Annotated in this window: 16 protein-coding genes and 1 other RNA gene; 5 read left to right on the top strand and 12 right to left on the bottom strand. The window is 62.3% G+C overall.

Translation table 11 applies throughout. The features are described 5' to 3' along the window. The 7 genes from rbfA to recR form a co-directional block, all read right to left on the bottom strand. On the bottom strand, nucleotides 1–423 hold the full coding sequence (rbfA, locus tag GA0061101_RS29620; protein ID WP_037199280.1) for a 30S ribosome-binding factor RbfA: 423 nt from the start codon (nucleotides 421–423) through the stop codon (nucleotides 1–3). Nucleotides 424–785: 362 nt separating this feature from the next. Beyond that, on the bottom strand, nucleotides 786–3512 hold the full coding sequence (infB, locus tag GA0061101_RS29615) for a translation initiation factor IF-2 (RefSeq protein WP_092576507.1): 2727 nt from the start codon (nucleotides 3510–3512) through the stop codon (nucleotides 786–788). A 101-nt stretch (nucleotides 3513–3613) separates the two neighbouring features. Continuing rightward, nucleotides 3614–4306, bottom strand: coding sequence for an RNA-binding protein (locus GA0061101_RS29610; RefSeq protein ID WP_092576504.1), 693 nt, complete (start codon nucleotides 4304–4306; stop codon nucleotides 3614–3616). After that, nucleotides 4303–5907, bottom strand: a complete 1605-nt coding sequence (nusA, locus tag GA0061101_RS29605) for a transcription termination factor NusA (RefSeq protein ID WP_037199275.1) — start codon at nucleotides 5905–5907, stop codon at nucleotides 4303–4305. Before nusA ends, GA0061101_RS29610 begins: the two co-directional genes overlap by 4 nt. A gap of 62 nt (nucleotides 5908–5969) precedes the next feature. Further along, nucleotides 5970–6578: a ribosome maturation factor RimP gene (rimP, locus tag GA0061101_RS29600; protein ID WP_037199273.1), complete on the bottom strand. Its 609-nt coding sequence runs from the start codon at nucleotides 6576–6578 to the stop codon at nucleotides 5970–5972. A gap of 160 nt (nucleotides 6579–6738) precedes the next feature. Then, nucleotides 6739–8046, bottom strand: coding sequence for a lytic murein transglycosylase (locus tag GA0061101_RS29595; protein WP_092576501.1), 1308 nt, complete (start codon nucleotides 8044–8046; stop codon nucleotides 6739–6741). Nucleotides 8047–8194: 148 nt separating this feature from the next. Continuing rightward, complete coding sequence (gene recR, locus GA0061101_RS29590; protein WP_037199271.1) at nucleotides 8195–8800, bottom strand: recombination mediator RecR; 606 nt, start codon at nucleotides 8798–8800, stop codon at nucleotides 8195–8197. 57 nt (nucleotides 8801–8857) lie between these two features. Here recR and GA0061101_RS29585 point away from each other — a divergent pair, with 57 nt between their 5' ends. Beyond that, on the top strand, nucleotides 8858–9484 hold the full coding sequence (locus GA0061101_RS29585; protein ID WP_092576498.1) for an MOSC domain-containing protein: 627 nt from the start codon (nucleotides 8858–8860) through the stop codon (nucleotides 9482–9484). 2 nt (nucleotides 9485–9486) lie between these two features. On the opposite strand, the gene GA0061101_RS29580 is transcribed toward GA0061101_RS29585, so the two are convergent. Further along, complete coding sequence (locus tag GA0061101_RS29580) at nucleotides 9487–10098, bottom strand: LysE family translocator (protein ID WP_037199268.1); 612 nt, start codon at nucleotides 10096–10098, stop codon at nucleotides 9487–9489. A gap of 93 nt (nucleotides 10099–10191) precedes the next feature. Then, the gene (locus GA0061101_RS29575; RefSeq protein ID WP_092576495.1) at nucleotides 10192–10728 is read right to left on the bottom strand and encodes an RBBP9/YdeN family alpha/beta hydrolase; all 537 of its coding nucleotides are present in this window, start codon (nucleotides 10726–10728) and stop codon (nucleotides 10192–10194) included. A gap of 110 nt (nucleotides 10729–10838) precedes the next feature. Between GA0061101_RS29575 and GA0061101_RS29570 the strand changes: the two genes are divergently transcribed. Next, a complete protein-coding gene (locus tag GA0061101_RS29570; protein WP_047561139.1) occupies nucleotides 10839–11315 on the top strand; it encodes an Lrp/AsnC family transcriptional regulator in 477 nt (158 codons plus the stop codon). 21 nt (nucleotides 11316–11336) lie between these two features. On the opposite strand, the gene GA0061101_RS29565 is transcribed toward GA0061101_RS29570, so the two are convergent. The 3 genes from GA0061101_RS29565 to ffs form a co-directional block, all read right to left on the bottom strand. Beyond that, nucleotides 11337–11660, bottom strand: a complete 324-nt coding sequence (locus tag GA0061101_RS29565) for a YbaB/EbfC family nucleoid-associated protein (RefSeq protein ID WP_037199350.1) — start codon at nucleotides 11658–11660, stop codon at nucleotides 11337–11339. 108 nt (nucleotides 11661–11768) lie between these two features. Continuing rightward, complete coding sequence (locus tag GA0061101_RS29560) at nucleotides 11769–13646, bottom strand: DNA polymerase III subunit gamma/tau (protein WP_092576492.1); 1878 nt, start codon at nucleotides 13644–13646, stop codon at nucleotides 11769–11771. 46 nt (nucleotides 13647–13692) lie between these two features. After that, nucleotides 13693–13789, bottom strand: an RNA gene (gene ffs, locus GA0061101_RS29555) — signal recognition particle sRNA small type. A 90-nt stretch (nucleotides 13790–13879) separates the two neighbouring features. On the opposite strand from ffs, the gene GA0061101_RS29550 reads away from it, so the two are divergent. Genes GA0061101_RS29550 through GA0061101_RS29540 form a run of 3 tightly spaced genes read left to right on the top strand, consistent with a single transcriptional unit; the run spans nucleotide 13880 to nucleotide 15946 of the window. Further along, nucleotides 13880–14290, top strand: a complete 411-nt coding sequence (locus GA0061101_RS29550) for an HIT family protein (protein ID WP_037199263.1) — start codon at nucleotides 13880–13882, stop codon at nucleotides 14288–14290. Continuing rightward, complete coding sequence (nudC, locus tag GA0061101_RS29545) at nucleotides 14287–15246, top strand: NAD(+) diphosphatase (RefSeq protein ID WP_037199262.1); 960 nt, start codon at nucleotides 14287–14289, stop codon at nucleotides 15244–15246. The genes GA0061101_RS29550 and nudC overlap by 4 nt, the downstream gene beginning before the upstream one ends. Before the next feature lie 13 nt (nucleotides 15247–15259). Beyond that, nucleotides 15260–15946, top strand: a complete 687-nt coding sequence (locus GA0061101_RS29540; RefSeq protein WP_037199261.1) for a helix-turn-helix transcriptional regulator — start codon at nucleotides 15260–15262, stop codon at nucleotides 15944–15946. The last annotated feature ends 83 nt before the right edge of the window (nucleotides 15947–16029 follow it).

Genomic DNA, 16029 nt, shown 5'->3' with positions numbered 1-16029 from the left:
TTATCGGTTTTTGTCGGTATCGGTGTCAGCATCGCCGTCATTGAGATCGCGCTGGACCTCCGGCGAGCGCAGCAGCGCATCGATCTTCTTGTAGTTGTCGAAGCTGGTATCGTCGCGGAAGCGGACTTCCGGCATGTATTTCATCTGCCGAAGCAGCGGCCCGAGACGGCCGCGGATGTATTTCGAATGACGATTGAGCGTGTCGATGACGATGTCGTGGTCGGCGACGCCAAGCGGCGTCACATAGGCGGTGGCGATCTTCAGGTCCGGCGACATGCGCACTTCGGAAATGGAGATCACGGTGCGCTCGATCAGGTCGTCGCGCACTTCGCCGCGCTGCAGGACCTGCGTGATCGCGGCGCGCACTTGTTCGCCGACGCGAAGCATACGCTGCGAGGGCGCGGAAGAAGTTGGTCTGGTCATGGTTTTTCCGTTAGCAGCGTCCCTTGGACGCTATAAAGCGGGTGACATGACTCGATCCGGCGCAAAGGTCAAGGCTGGATGGCCTGTTCTGCCTTCCAGAAGCCCAGAATCCGCTGGAATGCGGCATCCTGGGCCCCATCTGTCGTAAGCATTCGGGGTGCGGCGTACCGCGAGACGGCGTCCCGCCTGTCGCATGACCGCGATATGCTCGTCCGGTTGACGAACGTAGGAAACGACGATCCGATCGTTGTCTTCAGACGTTGTCGTCATGAGCGGCGCGCCTTTCTCCAGCCTCTTCGAACCCAATAAAAAACCGCCGGCGATGACCGGCGGTTTTGATATCCAGCCAATAGGAAGGCCGCTTACAGCGTGCGCGTGATGTGCTCGACGCGGAAGCATTCGATCGTATCGCCCGCGCGGATGTCTTCGTAGTTTTCGAAGGCCATGCCGCATTCCTGGCCGACGTTGACTTCGGAGACTTCGTCCTTGAAGCGCTTGAGCGTCTTGAGCTTGCCCTCGTGGATGACGACGTTGTCGCGCACCAGGCGGACGCCGACGCCACGTTCGACCTTGCCTTCGGTGACGCGGCAACCCGCGACCTTGCCGACCTTCGTGATGTTGAACACCTCGAGGATCTCGGCATTGCCGAGGAAGGTTTCGCGGCGCTCCGGAGACAAGAGGCCCGACATCGCCGCCTTCACGTCATCCACCAGATCGTAGATGATGTTGTAGTAGCGGATTTCGATGCCTTCGCGCTCTGCGAGCGTGCGAGCCTGCGAGTTGGCGCGGACGTTGAAGCCGATGATCGCCGCGTCGGAAGCTCCGGCCAGCGAAATATCGGATTCGGTCACGCCGCCGACGCCCGAATGGACGATGCGGGCGCGAACCTCGTCGGTGCCGAGCTTGTCCAGCGCGCCGGCAATGGCTTCGATCGAGCCCTGCACGTCGCCCTTGATGACCAGCGGGAACTCCTTGGTGCCCGTGGCCTGCAGCGTCATCATCATCTGTTCCAGCGAACCGCGCTGGACCGACTGGCGGGCAGCCGCCTTGTCGCGGGTGAGACGCTGGCGGTATTCCGAGATTTCGCGGGCGCGGCTTTCGTTTTCGACGACTGCGAACTTGTCGCCGGCCTGCGGAGCACCGGAAAGACCGAGTACCTCGACCGGCATGGCCGGGCCGGCTTCCTTCACATGCTCGCCCTTGTCGTTGACCAGCGCGCGTACGCGACCCCACTGATCGCCGGCAACGACGATCTGGCCGGGGCGCAACGTGCCCTTCTGAATGAGCACTGTCGCAACGGAGCCGCGGCCGCGATCGAGCTGGGCTTCGATGACCGTGCCTTCGGCCGTGCGGTTCGGATTGGCCTTGAGATCAAGGATTTCCGCCTGCAGCAGCACGGCTTCCAGCAGCTTGTCGAGGTTGGTGCGGTTCTTCGCGGAGACTTCCACGTCGAGCACTTCACCGCCCATGGATTCGACGAAGACTTCATGCTGCAGCAGTTCGGTGCGAACCTTCTGCGGGTTGGCTTCGTGCTTGTCGATCTTGTTGATCGCCACGATGATCGGAACACCCGCCGCCTTGGCGTGGTTGATCGATTCGATCGTCTGCGGCATCACGCTATCGTCAGCCGCAACGACCAGGATAGCGATGTCGGTCGCTTGGGCGCCGCGAGCACGCATTGCCGTGAAGGCGGCGTGGCCAGGGGTATCGATGAAGGTGATCTTCTGGCCGTTCTGCTCGACCTGATAGGCACCGATATGCTGGGTGATGCCGCCAGCTTCGCCGGCCACCACGTTGGCGTGGCGGATGGCGTCGAGCAGCGAGGTCTTGCCGTGGTCGACGTGACCCATGATGGTAACGACAGGCGGACGGGAAACCAGTTCGCCGTCTTCGTCGGCAACGTTGAAGATGCCGTGTTCGACGTCGGATTCTGAAACGCGCTTGACCGTATGGCCGAATTCGTTGGCGATCAGCTCGGCCAGATCGGCGTCGATGACGTCACCCGGCTTCAGCATCTGGCCTTCCTTCATCAGGAACTTGATGACGTCGACGGCGCGTTCGGACATGCGCTGCGACAGCTCCTGGATGGTGATGGTTTCCGGCAGCACGACTTCACGCGAAATCTTTTCGCGCGTTTCCTGCATCTGGCTGCGGCGGAACTTTTCCTGGCGGCGGCGCATGGCCGAAAGCGAGCGGCCGCGAGCGCTGCCGTCTTCGTCGACATTGGCCGTCGTTACCGTCAGCTTGCCGCGACGACGTTCTTCGTCGGTCTTCGGACGCGTAGTGACCGGCTTTGCCGGCTCGGGACGCGTGACCTTGCCGCGCGCCGGAGGGCCACCACGCGGCGGGCCGCGATCGGTTTCTTCTTCATTGACCCGACGACGGTTGGCCGGTGCTTCGACGGGCAGGGCGCCGGGGCGCGCCGGCTGCGGAGCCGCATCCGGGCGACGAGCAACGACAGGGGCCGCGGCCGCCTGCACGTCCGGCTTCGGTGCTTCCACCGGTGCGGGCGTTTCGACCTTTGCCTCTACGGCACGGGCAGCCTCTTCTTCGGCGCGGCGGGCGGCTTCGGCCTGCTCCACGATGCGACGGGCGGCTTCCTCTTCGGCGCGGCGCGCTTCTTCCTCGGCACGGCGGACGGCGTCTGCGGCATCGCGGGCCTGGGCGTCGGCGAGTGCGCGACGGCGCGCGTCCATTTCATCGGCAGACAGATGGTTCAGAACCACCGGTCGCGACGAGCGTTCCTGCTGCGGCCGCTGCTGATAGCTCTGGTTGGGCTGTCCCTGCCGCTGTTGCTGGCCACCGGGCTGATGAATGCGCGGAGCTGGCTGCGGCGGGCGCGGCGGCTGCGGGGTCGGTTCCGCGACGCGCGTCACGGATGGCGTTGCGGCAGCCGTCGTCGAAGCCACGATCGGCTTTTCGTCTTCGGGGCGTAGGGGGCGGCGCTTGCGGGTCTCAACCACGACCGCCTTGGTGCGACCGCGGCCCATGTCCTGGCGCACGGTGCCCTGGTTTACGCCTGAAGGCTTCAGGGTGAGGGTCTTCTTACCCGAAACACTCAGCGTCTTGTCGTCTTGATTGTCGGTCATTCCGTTCCTGTTCCTTCGGACAGGGCTCGGAAACGTCCGTCAGACCCTGTCGTTCAATGCATGTACCTTAATGAGGCGTCCGGCAGAGGCCGGTGACCGCGTCATTGTTTTCGCCGGCCAGCGCCGCCCGTTGCCCGGGACTGACCGCCGTTGCGGTACCGTTCGAGCAGGTTTGCGCGCTTCACTACACCTTCACCCGCCCGCCCTGCAAGCGCTGCGGCATGGATAAAAGCATTCTGGCCCATCAGTTCTTCCATTTCCGCCTCCGTGAAGACACGGAATGACGGTATTTCCTTTTCGGTCTCCATGCCGAGATGCCAGGCCTTTCGTGCCTGGTCGATCTTGCGGACGCCGTCGGCGGCGGCATCGATCGCATGGAACACGGCGAGTGCCGAACCGTTGCGAACGGAGCCATCGACCTTTGACGAGCCATTGACGAACTGGCTCGCTTTGCGCGCCATGTGCATCATCCCGGCAAGCTGCGCCACAAGAAGGCGGTCGACGATGGCGCCGAGATCGCTCGGTGCCGTCACCTCCGCCTTCAAGGCGCGAGAAAACAATTTCTTCGCCACCGCCTTGTCCACGAGTGCCCGGTCAAGCTTGACCCAGCAGCCGCGTCCCGGCAGCTGCCGCTTCAGATCGGGAACAACGGTCCCGTCAGGAGCGGCTACGAAGCGGATCAACTCGTCGGGCGATCCGCTTTCGCGTGTTACGATGCACGTGCGGCCGTTTGCGCCGTCACCCCCGAGATCTTCGTCTTCAGGCGGTGCGCTCGACCTCTCGGTGATCGTCATGCTTCTTGCTCGGCTTCATCCTCCGCGACCTCTTCGGTCTCAGTGGCGAGATCGGCTTCGGTGATCCAGCCAGCCGACAGACGAGCCTGCACGATCATCTGCTCCGCCTCGACACGCGAGACTTCGAGCTTGGAGAACAGGCCTTCGAACTTCTTCGTCTCGCCGTTCTTGCGTTCGCTCCAGCCGACGAGGTCGTCGGCGGCGCAGCCGGCGAAGTCCTCGATCGTCTTGATGCCGTCCTCACCGAGGGCGACCATCATCTGCGCGGTCATACCGTTGATCTGGCGCAGCTCGTCGGATACGCCGAGTGCTTTGCGCTTCTCGTCCATTTCGGCTTCCAGGCGCTCCAGATATTCGCGGGCGCGCTGCTGGATTTCCTGGGCGGTTTCTTCGTCGAAACCGTCGATGGAGGCGATTTCGTCGAGTTCGACATAAGCCAGCTCCTCGACGGCGGCAAAGCCTTCGGAAGCCAGAACCTGACCGACCATCTCGTCGACATCGAGCGCGTCCATGAACAGGTTGGTGCGCTCGTTGAATTCCTTCTGACGGCGTTCCGATTCCTCGGCTTCCGTCATGATGTCGATGTCCCAGCCGGTCAGCTGCGAAGCAAGGCGGACGTTCTGGCCGCGGCGGCCAATCGCCAGCGACAACTGTTCGTCCGGAACCACGACTTCGATGCGCTCGGCGTCCTCATCGAGAACGACCTTGGAGACTTCAGCCGGCTGCAACGCATTGACGACGAAGTTCGCCGGCTCGTTGGACCACGGAATGATGTCGATCTTTTCGCCCTGCAGCTCGCCGACGACGGCCTGGACGCGCGAACCGCGCATACCGACGCAGGCGCCGACCGGATCGATCGACGAGTCGTTCGAAATAACGGCGATCTTGGCGCGCGAGCCCGGATCGCGGGCAACCGATTTCACCTGGATGATGCCGTCGTAGATTTCAGGCACTTCCATGGTGAAGAGCTTGACCATGAACTGCGGATGCGTGCGCGACAGGAAAATCTGCGGACCGCGCTGCTCGCGGCGAACGTCGTAGACATAGGCGCGGACACGGTCGCCGTAGCGGAAGTTCTCGCGCGGGATCATCTCGTCGCGGCGGATGATGCCTTCGCCACGGCCGAGGTCGACGATGACGTTGCCGTATTCGACACGCTTGACCGTACCGTTGACGATTTCGCCGACGCGATCCTTGAATTCGTCGAACTGACGGTCACGCTCGGCTTCGCGCACCTTCTGCACGATGACCTGCTTGGCCGACTGGGCGGCGATGCGGCCGAAATCCATCGGCGGCAGCGGATCGGCGATGAAATCGCCAAGAGCTGCATCCGGGTTGCGGTCGCGGGCCAGTTCCAGCGGGATCTGCGTGGAATAGTCCTCGGCCTTCTCGACGACTTCGAGCAGGCGCTGCAGCCGGATTTCGCCGGTCTTCGGGTTGATGTCGGCGCGGATGTTCGACTCCGAGCCGTAACGCGAGCGCGCGGCCTTCTGGATCGCGTCTGCCATTGCGGCAAGCACGATCTCGCGGTCGATGACCTTTTCGCGCGCCACTGCATCTGCGATCTGCAGAAGTTCTAGCCGGTTCGCACTGACTGCCATTGTTTTTAGTCTCCGTCTTCCTGCCCTTGGGTTCCCGTTCCGTCAGGCGGTTCGTTGATCGATTATTCTTCTTCGTCGTCCGCTTCGTTCTGGTTCGCTGCCTCGGCTTTCGCCAGCTTGTCGGCGCGCAGCGCGTCGCGGATGAGATCGTCCGTCAGGATCAGCTTGGCCTCGGCCAGCGTGCTGAACGGAATGGTCACCTTCGGTTCCTCGCCATAGGCAACCTGGTCGCGTTCGATCGTGAAACCATCGTCGTTGACGTCGGCGATCTTGCCGCGAAAGCGCTTGCGGTTATCAACCAGGATCGAGGTCTCGCACTTGACGATATGGCCGATCCAGCGGCGGAAATCCGACTTGCGCACCATCGGCCGGTCGATGCCGGGCGAAGACACTTCCAGATGATACGCCTTATCGACGGGATCTTCCACATCAAGCACAGGCGAAATCGCCGTCGAGACTTCTTCGCAATCCTGAACGGTCATGGTGCCGTCGTTGCGCTCGGCCATCACCTGCAACGTCAGGCCATTCTGGTTTAGGAGGCGCACACGCACCAGGCGGAAGCCCATGCCGACGATCACGGGCTCGATGATGGCGGCGACGCGCTGGTCAAGGCCGGTTTCGACGATCAGGCGCGGTTCATTGGTATTGTCTGCGTTTGTCACTTCCGACAAGCGTTCACTCCTGCAGGCTACTGCATTTGGGAGATCGAGCTAATAAAAAAGAGCGGGTCCTTGCGGCCCACTCTTCATCACACGATCAAGAATTTGAATGCGGATATAAGCCCGTTTCCGGCAAATTGCAAGGCTTTCGCGCCGAAACCTGCTCGGCTGCCTATTTCAGTACGCCGAGCATCGAACTGTCGGGATAGCAGGTGGGCTTCATGCCGCTCTTTTCCTGCCATTGGCCTATCGACCGTCTCGTCTTGTAGCCGGGCAGGCCATCCGTGCCGCCGACGTCGTAGCCCTTGCGCTCCAAAGTCTTCTGCATGCCGGCGACATCGGAGCGCAGCATCTTGCCGACATCGCCCCATTGGCCCTGGAAGGCGCCGCTGCCAGCGGCGATCCGGTCGGCAAGGTTGCCGATGTAAATGCCGTAGAGGTCGGAGTTGTTGTATTCCTTGATGACGTAGAAATTCGGCGTGACGATGAACTCCGGTCCGTCGCGGCCGGCCGGCACCAGCATCATGCCGCTGGCGCGCAATTCGTCTGATGGAAAGGCTTTGCCGGAAATCCTGGTGATGCCGAGCGATGCCCAGTGCGAGATCGGCTTGGCGAGATCAGGCCCTTCCTGGGCGCAGGAAACAGCCTGCGGGATGGCGACCTCATAGCCCCAGCTGCGGCCGCGCTGCCAGCCCTTCTGAACCAGATAGTTGGCTATGGATGACAGCGTATCCGGCACCGAGGTCCAGATGTTACGATGGCCGTCGCCGTCGAAATCGACAGCATATTTCAGGTAGCTGGTGGGCATGAACTGCGGCTGGCCAAGCGCGCCTGCCCAGGACCCCATGAACTGATCGGGCGTGACGTCGCCATGGTCGAGGATGCGCAATGCCGCGATAAGCTCGGTGCGGAACATATCCTTGCGGGTCGACATGAAGGCTTTGGTCGCCAGCACCTGGATCGCCGAATTCGGCAGCTTCGCGGCCCCGAAGCCGGTCTCGCGGCCCCAGATGGCCAGCAGGATCGGCCCCGGCACCCCATAGGTCTTCTCGATCCGCTGCAGCACCGGGCCATATTGCGAAGCGAGGCTCCGTCCGGTCGCTGCCAGCTTTTGCAGCCGCGCCTCGTTGAAATATGGAGCGGGCGAGGAGAATTCGGCCTGCGTCTGTTTCTGCTCCTGGGGCTTTGGAAAGCCCGGGGGTACGAGATCCGGCAGGTCCCAGTTCAGCGTGATACCGGCAAAGGCGGCGCGGAAGGTCTTGTCGGATATCCCGTCCTTTTGCGCCTGGGGCCAGAGATCCTTCTGCAGCCAGCTCTGGAACTGCGCTTCGACATCGGCCTTCGAGGCGGCAAACGCGGGCAGGGGAAGGATGGTCAGGAGGAGGATGAGCAGCCGCAGAATATGTCGCGCGATACCCCCCTCTGTCCCTTTCGGGACATCTCCTCCACAAGGGGGGAGATCGTGGGCGGCGCGCTTCATGCCATATCGACGGTCCGAAGTTTCTGCAGATGCAGCAGCTGATTGTTTGGTGAAGACAGAGCTCCGGGTTACCAATCTCCACCCCTGTCGGGGAGATGTCACGAAGTGATAGAGGGGGGTGCGCACTCTCCTCATGCTCTGCCTCTCCTCAAATCGCCGTCCGCGCCCGCAGCGCCGCCGTCAGCGTGCCTTCGTCGAGATAATCGAGCTCGCCTCCTACCGGCACCCCATGGGCCAGCCGGGTGATCTTGATCTCAAGACCGGCAAGCTGGTCGGTTATATAGTGTGCTGTGGTTTGGCCTTCCACCGTGGCGTTGACGGCGATGATGATCTCGCGGACGCCGCCTTCGGCGACCCGCGCGATCAGTCCGCGAATATTGAGATCGTCGGGGCCGACGCCATCGAGCGGCGACAGCACGCCGCCGAGCACATGGTAGGCGGCATTCATTGCGCCGGCCCGCTCCAGCGCCCAGAGATCGGACACATCCTCGACGACGATGATGACGGACTGGTCGCGGTGGTCGTCGGTGCACACGGTGCAGGGATCGACGGTATCGACATTGCCGCAGCGGGAGCAGATCTTCACCTTGTCATAGGCTTCGCCCATGGCGTGGGAAAGCGGCCCGAGCAGCTGGTCCTTCTTCTTGATCAGGTGCAGAGCCGCGCGCCGCGCCGAGCGAGGCCCAAGCCCCGGCACTTTCGCCAGAAGCTGGATGAGTTTTTCGATTTCGGGGCCGGTGACTCGCTTTGCCATGGGAGGCTTTTAGCCCATAAGCTCAAGGAACGGAATCACGGAAGGGATGATTGGCCGATGAAAATTCTGGCCATTTGCGTCGGCGCCGCCGAAACGCTGCCCGGCAGGAAAAGCAGGACCGGCATCAACAAGCATGCCGTGAGCGGCGGCGTCATGATCGACGAGGAAGGTCTGATCGGCGATGCGATCTGCAATCGCGAGCATCACGGCGGCCGCGACCAGGCCGTCTATGTCGAGGGATCGTTGACGCTGGATTGGTGGGCGAAAGAACTCGGGCGCCCTCTGGAGCCCGGCACGTTCGGCGAAAATCTCGTCATCGAAGGGCTCGACAATTGCGCAGTCGCCGTCGGCGATAGATTCATAGCCGGCAATCTTGTTCTGGAGGCCACCTCGGCCCGTATTCCCTGCGCGACCTTCGCCGCGAAGATGGGTGATCCCAAATTCGTGAGACGCTATACGCGTGCGGGGCGCCCCGGCATCTACTGTCGTGTCGTGCAAGGCGGCACCCTAGCAGCGGGCGCCGTCGTGACCTACGTTCCCTATGCAGGCAGCCCCGTCACCATGCCGGAAATGATGGCGACTTTCGGCAGGCAACTATCGCGGCAGGATCGAGCGCGTTATCTGGCTGCGCCCATTCACTACAAGCTGAGGGCCATGCTCGAGGGCGACGCCGGTAATCTCTAGGCTCACCGCATGGCGATCGCCACGGCAGCACCCGCCATGGTGCCGGCGCTGGCGCGATTGGCGATGCGGACGGCGCGGCGGCTCTTCAGGAACGTCCTCGCCTTTGCCGCAAGCATTGCCCAGGAAAGATCGATGACAACAAGCACCACGAACATCGTCGCCACGAGCTCGGCCCAGCCGGAAAGGGTGACGGCATGAAGATCGATGATCGAGGGCAGCAGTGCCACGTAGAACACCATGATCTTCGGGTTGCCCATGGTCACCGTGAAGCCGGCGAGGAAAAGCCGCGCGGCTGATGGTTCGTCCGGCAGCTGTTCCTCTGCCGTGTCCGAGGCCGCAAACCACATTTTCCAGGCGAGATAGAGAAGATAGGCGACGCCAAGCCATTTGATCACCACGAAGGCCCAGTGGAAGGTTTCGGCGATGGTCGCAAGGCCCGCAACGGCGCAGGTCAGCCAGATCGCTTCGCCCAGCCACATGGCGGAGAGAAAGGGCAACACATTGCGGGCGCCCTTGGTGAGCACGCGTGCTACGAGTGCTGCGATGTTCGGCCCCGGCGATCCGGCCGCGATGAACAGTGCACCGGCAAAAACAAGCAGCATCGACAGGCTCATCGCATTCTCTCCGATCGGGTAGGCCAGAAGGCATATGGAAGACACCCAGAAATAGCACCCTGGCTGCCGTTTTCCAAATTCCCGATGTCCTCCTCAGCCGAGTTGCGCGCGAAATCGCTCGAGGAGTGCCTTGCCCTCAGGCCAATCGCTCAGCCCGGATGCTGAATTGATATGACCGAGTGGCCCCACACTCATAAACTCGCTGCCCCAGATTTCGGCGCTATCCCGGGAATAATCGTAGGGGCCGTAGGGATCGTTGGTGCTGGTGACGAGCATGGACGGAAACGGCAGCCGTTGCCGCGGCGGATTGGCGAAACTGCCGGCCCCAGTCAGATAGACCTCACCGGTCGGATCGGGTGGCGCGACAACGAAGGCACCAAGGATCGGCGCTTTCTGGACGGGTGCCCAATGCGCGATCAGCTGGCAGGCAAGACTATGAGCGATCAGGATCGGCGGCGTTTTCGAGCGGGCGATCTCCCGTTCGAGCGCTTCGATCCAGTCTGTGAGCGTCGGTCTGTCCCAGCTCGATGGCTGGAATCGCCGTATGCGCGGATCCTGCCGCTCCCACAAGGTCTGCCAATGATCTCCGTCGGAGCCACCAAGCCCCGGCAGCATGATGATATCGCTCATCTCTGTCCTCTCTCGCTATCTGGTGGAGAAAAACTGACACGTCGCTCAAGCAATTGACATTGCAATCCATTGGATAAAATCTTCTCCAACCGATGAATTAAAGGTGGAAAATGGAAAGCGCCGAGAAGGAGTTGGACCCGACTGACATGTCGATGATCGAGATCCTGCAGCGGGATGGAAGGATCTCGGTATCGGAACTCGGTCGCCGCGTCGGCCTTTCGCAGCCGGCGGCATCGGAGCGGTTGAAGCGGCTGGAAGAGCGAGGTGTGATCGCAGGCTATCGTGCCGTCGTCGATCCCGCTACGGTCGGGCTCGGCATGATGGCGGTCATCCGGCTGCGCACCTCGCATGAGCATATCCGTCCGTGCCTGAAGCAGTTTTCGGAAATGCCCGAGATCATCGAAGTTCTCAGATTGACGGGGGAGGATTGTTTCCTGCTCAAGGTCCTCGTGCCGACAGCCGCCAACCTTGAAACCATCGTCGATTCCATCGCCCGCCATGGCGCGGTGACGACGTCGCTGGTGCTGCGGAACGAACCGGTAAAGCCGATCGGCCGCGAATTGATCCGCAAGACGATCGCCCGGTGAGGGAGCCTTTGGGCGCCGATCTTAGAAAGGCAGCTTGAAACCGGGCGGGATCGGCAGGCCGGCGGTCAGCTCGCGGGTCTTGTCGGCGGCGATCGCCTCGGCCTTTTCCTGGGCATCCTTGTTGGCGGCGACGATCAGGTCTTCGAGGATCTCGACATCGTCTTCCTTGAAGAGTGACGGATCGATCTTGATGCCCAGCATCTGGCTCTTGCCGTTGACGGTGACGGTGACGAGGCCGCCGCCGGCCTTGCCTTCGACGCGAATGTCGGCGATTTCCGACTGCATCTTCTCCATCTTGGCCTGCATTTCCTTCACTTTGCCCATCATGCCCATGATGTCACGCATCGTCATTGGTCCTTCTTTTGCGTATCGTCAGCGTAATTGGTGAGGATGGGATGCGAAGGCCGCTCCAGGCGTCGAGCCCATGCGGTTCCGCTGCCGTTCATCCTACTCCTAGAATTCTATGTCGTCGCCCGGCAGAATATCCCCGTCGACGGATTCTGCGATGGCTGGAGCGGTTGTCTGCTCCTCCTCTTCTTCCGTCTCCGGTGCCCGCACGCGTACGTCGATGATCTTTGCACCGGGAAATTGCGACAGGATCGCCGCGACATCGGGGTCCTGCCGCGCATCGGCAACCCGCTGCTTCTGCGCGTTCGCTTCGGCTTCCACCAGCGTCGGCTCGCCTTCGTCGCGGCTGAGACTGACGATCCAGTGGATGCCGGTCCATTCCTTCAGCTTGACGGCAAGCTCGTTCAGCAGTGTGCCGGGAGCGCCTGATGTCAGGCTGACGTCGAGCCGGCCCGGCTCCAGCCGTACGGGGCGCACGAAGGTGCGCACCAGCACCTTCAGCTTCGGATCGCGCTTCTGGCCGGCAAGCTCGGCGATATCGGTCATCGAATTGATCGGCACGAGCGGCTTTGGCGCTTCGGTCGGCCTCGGCTCGATGCGTCCCACGGGTGCCGAATCCGGCTGCGTATTCGGCACCGAACGCAACATGGCAACCGGCGCCGAGGGCGCGGGTCGTGGCGCTGGTGTTTCGACGGCTCTCGCCATGGCAGTGCCCTGGTAGGAAACCGGTGTCCCTCCGCCGCTGCCGATGGGGGATGCCGACGGTGGGCGAGCACCGCCATTGCCATCAGAAAATTCCACAAGCCTGCGCGCGGCATCTTCCGGTGCGGGCAGATGCGCGGCATGCGCCAGCCGGATCAATACCATTTCGGCAGCACCGGCAGTCCGCGACGCGTTCTCGGTCTCGGCTATGCCCTTCAGAAGCATCTGCCAGATGCGCGACAGTGCCGTCACCGCCACGCCCTGCGCAAACTCCAACGCTTTTATGCGCTCGACTTCGCTCAGCGACGGATCGTCGGCGGCATCGGGCACATATTTCAGGCGGGTGACGAGATGGGTGAAATCGGCAAGGTCGGTCAGCACGACGACGGGGTTGGCGCCGGCCTCATACTGGCTGTTGAACTCAGCCAAGGCGGACGAAACATCGCCTTTGACGATGTGGCCGAAGAGATCGACGATGCGGGCGCGATCGGCAAGTCCCAGCATCGAGCGCACGGCATCGGCTGCAACAAAACCGCTGCCGTGGGCGATCGCCTGGTCGAGCAGCGACAGACCGTCGCGCGCCGAGCCTTCGGCGGCCCGGGCGATCATGGCGAGCGCTTCCGGCTCCACCTCGATGCCTTCCTTGCCGGCGATGGTGGTGAACAGTCCCACAAGATCGGACGCGCTGATGCGGCGCAGGTCGAAGCGCTGGCAGCGCGACAGGACCGTGATCGGCACCTTGCGGATTTCTGTCGTGGCGAAGATGAATTTCACATGCTCGGGGGGTTCTTCCAGCGTCTTCAACAGGCCGTTGAAGGCGGCCGTCGACAGCATGTGCACTTCGTCGATGATGTAGACCTTGTAGCGCGCCGATACCGGCCGGTAGCGCACCTGCTCGATGATCTCACGGATGTCGTCGATACCCGTATGGGAGGCGGCGTCCATCTCGATGACATCGACATGCCGGCCTTCCATGATCGCCTGGCAATGCTCGCCTGGCTCGCGCAGATCGATCGTTGGGCGATCGATGTCCGATGTCTTGTAGTTGAGTGCACGGGCAAGGATGCGGGCGGTCGTCGTCTTGCCGACGCCGCGCACGCCGGTCAGCATGTAGGCCTGCGCGATGCGCCCGGTCTCGAACGCGTTGGTGAGCGTGCGGACCATCGGCTCCTGGCCGACCATAAGATCTGTGAAGTCCTTGGGCCTGTACTTGCGGGCCAGCACCCGGTAACCGGTGCCGGTCGAGGCGGCATCTTTTGCTTGTCGCTCGCTGTCGCTCATCGCCCTGCTGTTGCCCGCAGAAAGCCGGGTCTTGCTTTCGGAAAGGGTGGGAGGCTGGCACGATGACCCGTGCCGGGCTCGTTAGGGCTGCTTCCTTCCGGACCTGACCCGGTTGGCGAGTGGCTCGTCCACCACCAACCTCCCGGATGCACATATCGGCAATATCGCCATCAAAAGCAAGCCAAGGTCAAAAAAAACTGCTAAACATTTGATAAAACAATGGAGGATGCCCCTTGAAAGACTTCGCTCTCGACGAGAGACTGGCGAATGACAGCGTTTCCGTCGTGATGACAGGCCTTTGCGACGTGCGCCTGATGAAGGATAGCCGTTGGCCGTGGCTTCTGCTGGTGCCCCGCCGGCCCGATAAATCGGAAATATTCGAGTTGACACCGCTCGACCAGATTTTGCTCACTTTCGAGACCGAGAAGGTCGCGAGCGCCCTGAAGACGCTGACAGGGGCGACAAAAATCAACGTCGGGGCTCTTGGAAATATCGTCCGTCAGCTTCATGTTCATGTGATTGCGCGGTTCGAAGGGGACGCAAACTGGCCCGGCCCGATCTGGGGTCACGGCAAGGCGGAGCCCTATTCGGACGAAGATATGAACAGCTTCATAGCCAAGTTGCGGGACACGCTTTCACAATGAGCCATTCCATCTTTTCCTCGGATGCGCCCCATCCGGAAGCCAGCAGTCTCACCGCCTTTGCGGAAAATCAGCTTAACCGGGATGCCGAGCATCGCGACGAGGAATCGATCAAGCAGGCGCTGGCCAAGGAAGGCACGCATATCCTGGCCTTTGCCAAGGAGCAGCTGGTCTTGAAGCACGACGGCCAGGTGCTCGATCCGCTGTTTGCCCGCTACGAGTTGCAGGAACTCGATCCGGATTGGGAGGCCGCCGTGCTGCTCGGCTACCGCAGGACCGGCGAGCCGCGGCTGGCTGTGCCGGTACGCATCAATGCCGACGAGCTCGCGAGCCAGTACAAGCCGGCCGACATGCGCTCGCTCTGGCGCGACCTCTTGCTGGAGGGCGAAATCCTCGGCGAGGCGGCGCAGGGCATGAGCCTCATCCGCTGGAACAGCGACAACCGCTTCTGCGGGCGGTGCGGCTCCGTCATGGAAAGCCGCATCGGCGGCTACAAGCGGGTCTGCACGGCCTGTGAACACGTGATCTTCCCGCGTACCGACCCGGTCGTCATCATGCTGACGGTCGATGAGGAACGGAATCGCTGCCTGCTCGGCCGCAGCCACCATTTTGCGCCCGGCATGTATTCCTGTCTGGCCGGTTTCGTCGAGCCGGGCGAAACAATCGAGAATGCCGTGCGCCGCGAGACGCACGAGGAATCCGGCATCCAAACCGGCCGCGTGCGCTATCATGCGTCACAGCCCTGGCCGATGCCGCACTCGCTGATGATCGGCTGCTATGCCGAGGCGAAGTCGACGGAGATTCACATGGACGAAGCCGAGCTCGAGGACTGCCGCTGGTTCACGCCCGAAGAAACGCTTGCCATGCTCGATCGAGTCTCCGCCTCCGGCAACACGTCCCCGCCCAAGGGGGCCATTGCCCATCGCCTGATGCGCGACTGGGTGGAATGGAAACGATAGGTCTTTGCCTGCCATGGCACGCTCGGAACGCTTGTTGACGCTGCTGCAGACGCTTAGGCGCTACCGCCGCCCGGTCAGCGGTGCTGTTCTGGCGGAGGAAACCGGCGTCAGCCTCCGCACGCTCTATCGCGATATCGCGAGCCTGCAGACACAGGGCGCCATGATCGAAGGCGAGCCGGGCATCGGCTATGTTCTGAAGCCTGGCTTCATGCTGCCGCCGATGATGTTTTCGCAGGACGAGATCGAAGCGCTGGTGCTGGGGTCCCGGTGGGTGGCGCGTGCTACCGACGCGCGACTGGCGGCAGCGGGCGCGGATGCACTTGCCAAGATCGCCGCGGTGCTGCCGGCCGAGATGCGCGACGAGGTCGATCAGGCAGCGGTGGTCGTCGCGACGCGCCGCATCACCGAGGACAGGACCGATCTTTCCCTCATGCGCAAGGCGATCCGCACGGAGCGCATGGTGCAGCTGACCTATGGCGATGTGAACGGCTCCATTTCGACCCGGCGCATCTGGCCCTTCGCGCTAGGCTATTTCGACAATTCGCGCATCATCATGGCCTGGTGTGAACTGCGCCAGGATTTTCGTCATTTCCGCGCCGACCGTATCGTCGATTTCGCGGTTCTGGAGGCACGCTATCCACGCCGCCGCGTCGCCTTGGCCAGGGAATGGCACGCCCGGGAGGGAGTCGTCCACAACTGACCTCGACACCAACACTACTGCCAGAAACTGTCAGTAGGCTTGGCTATTATCGGCACCATCCAAGCAGGATGGGAGGACCGATC

Origin of the sequence: Martinezella lusitana, from assembly GCF_900094565.1 — a bacterium.
GTDB lineage: Bacteria > Pseudomonadota > Alphaproteobacteria > Rhizobiales > Rhizobiaceae > Rhizobium > Rhizobium lusitanum.
Note: the sequence above shows the minus strand (reverse complement) of the source record. Positions and strands in the feature narration are given on the sequence as shown.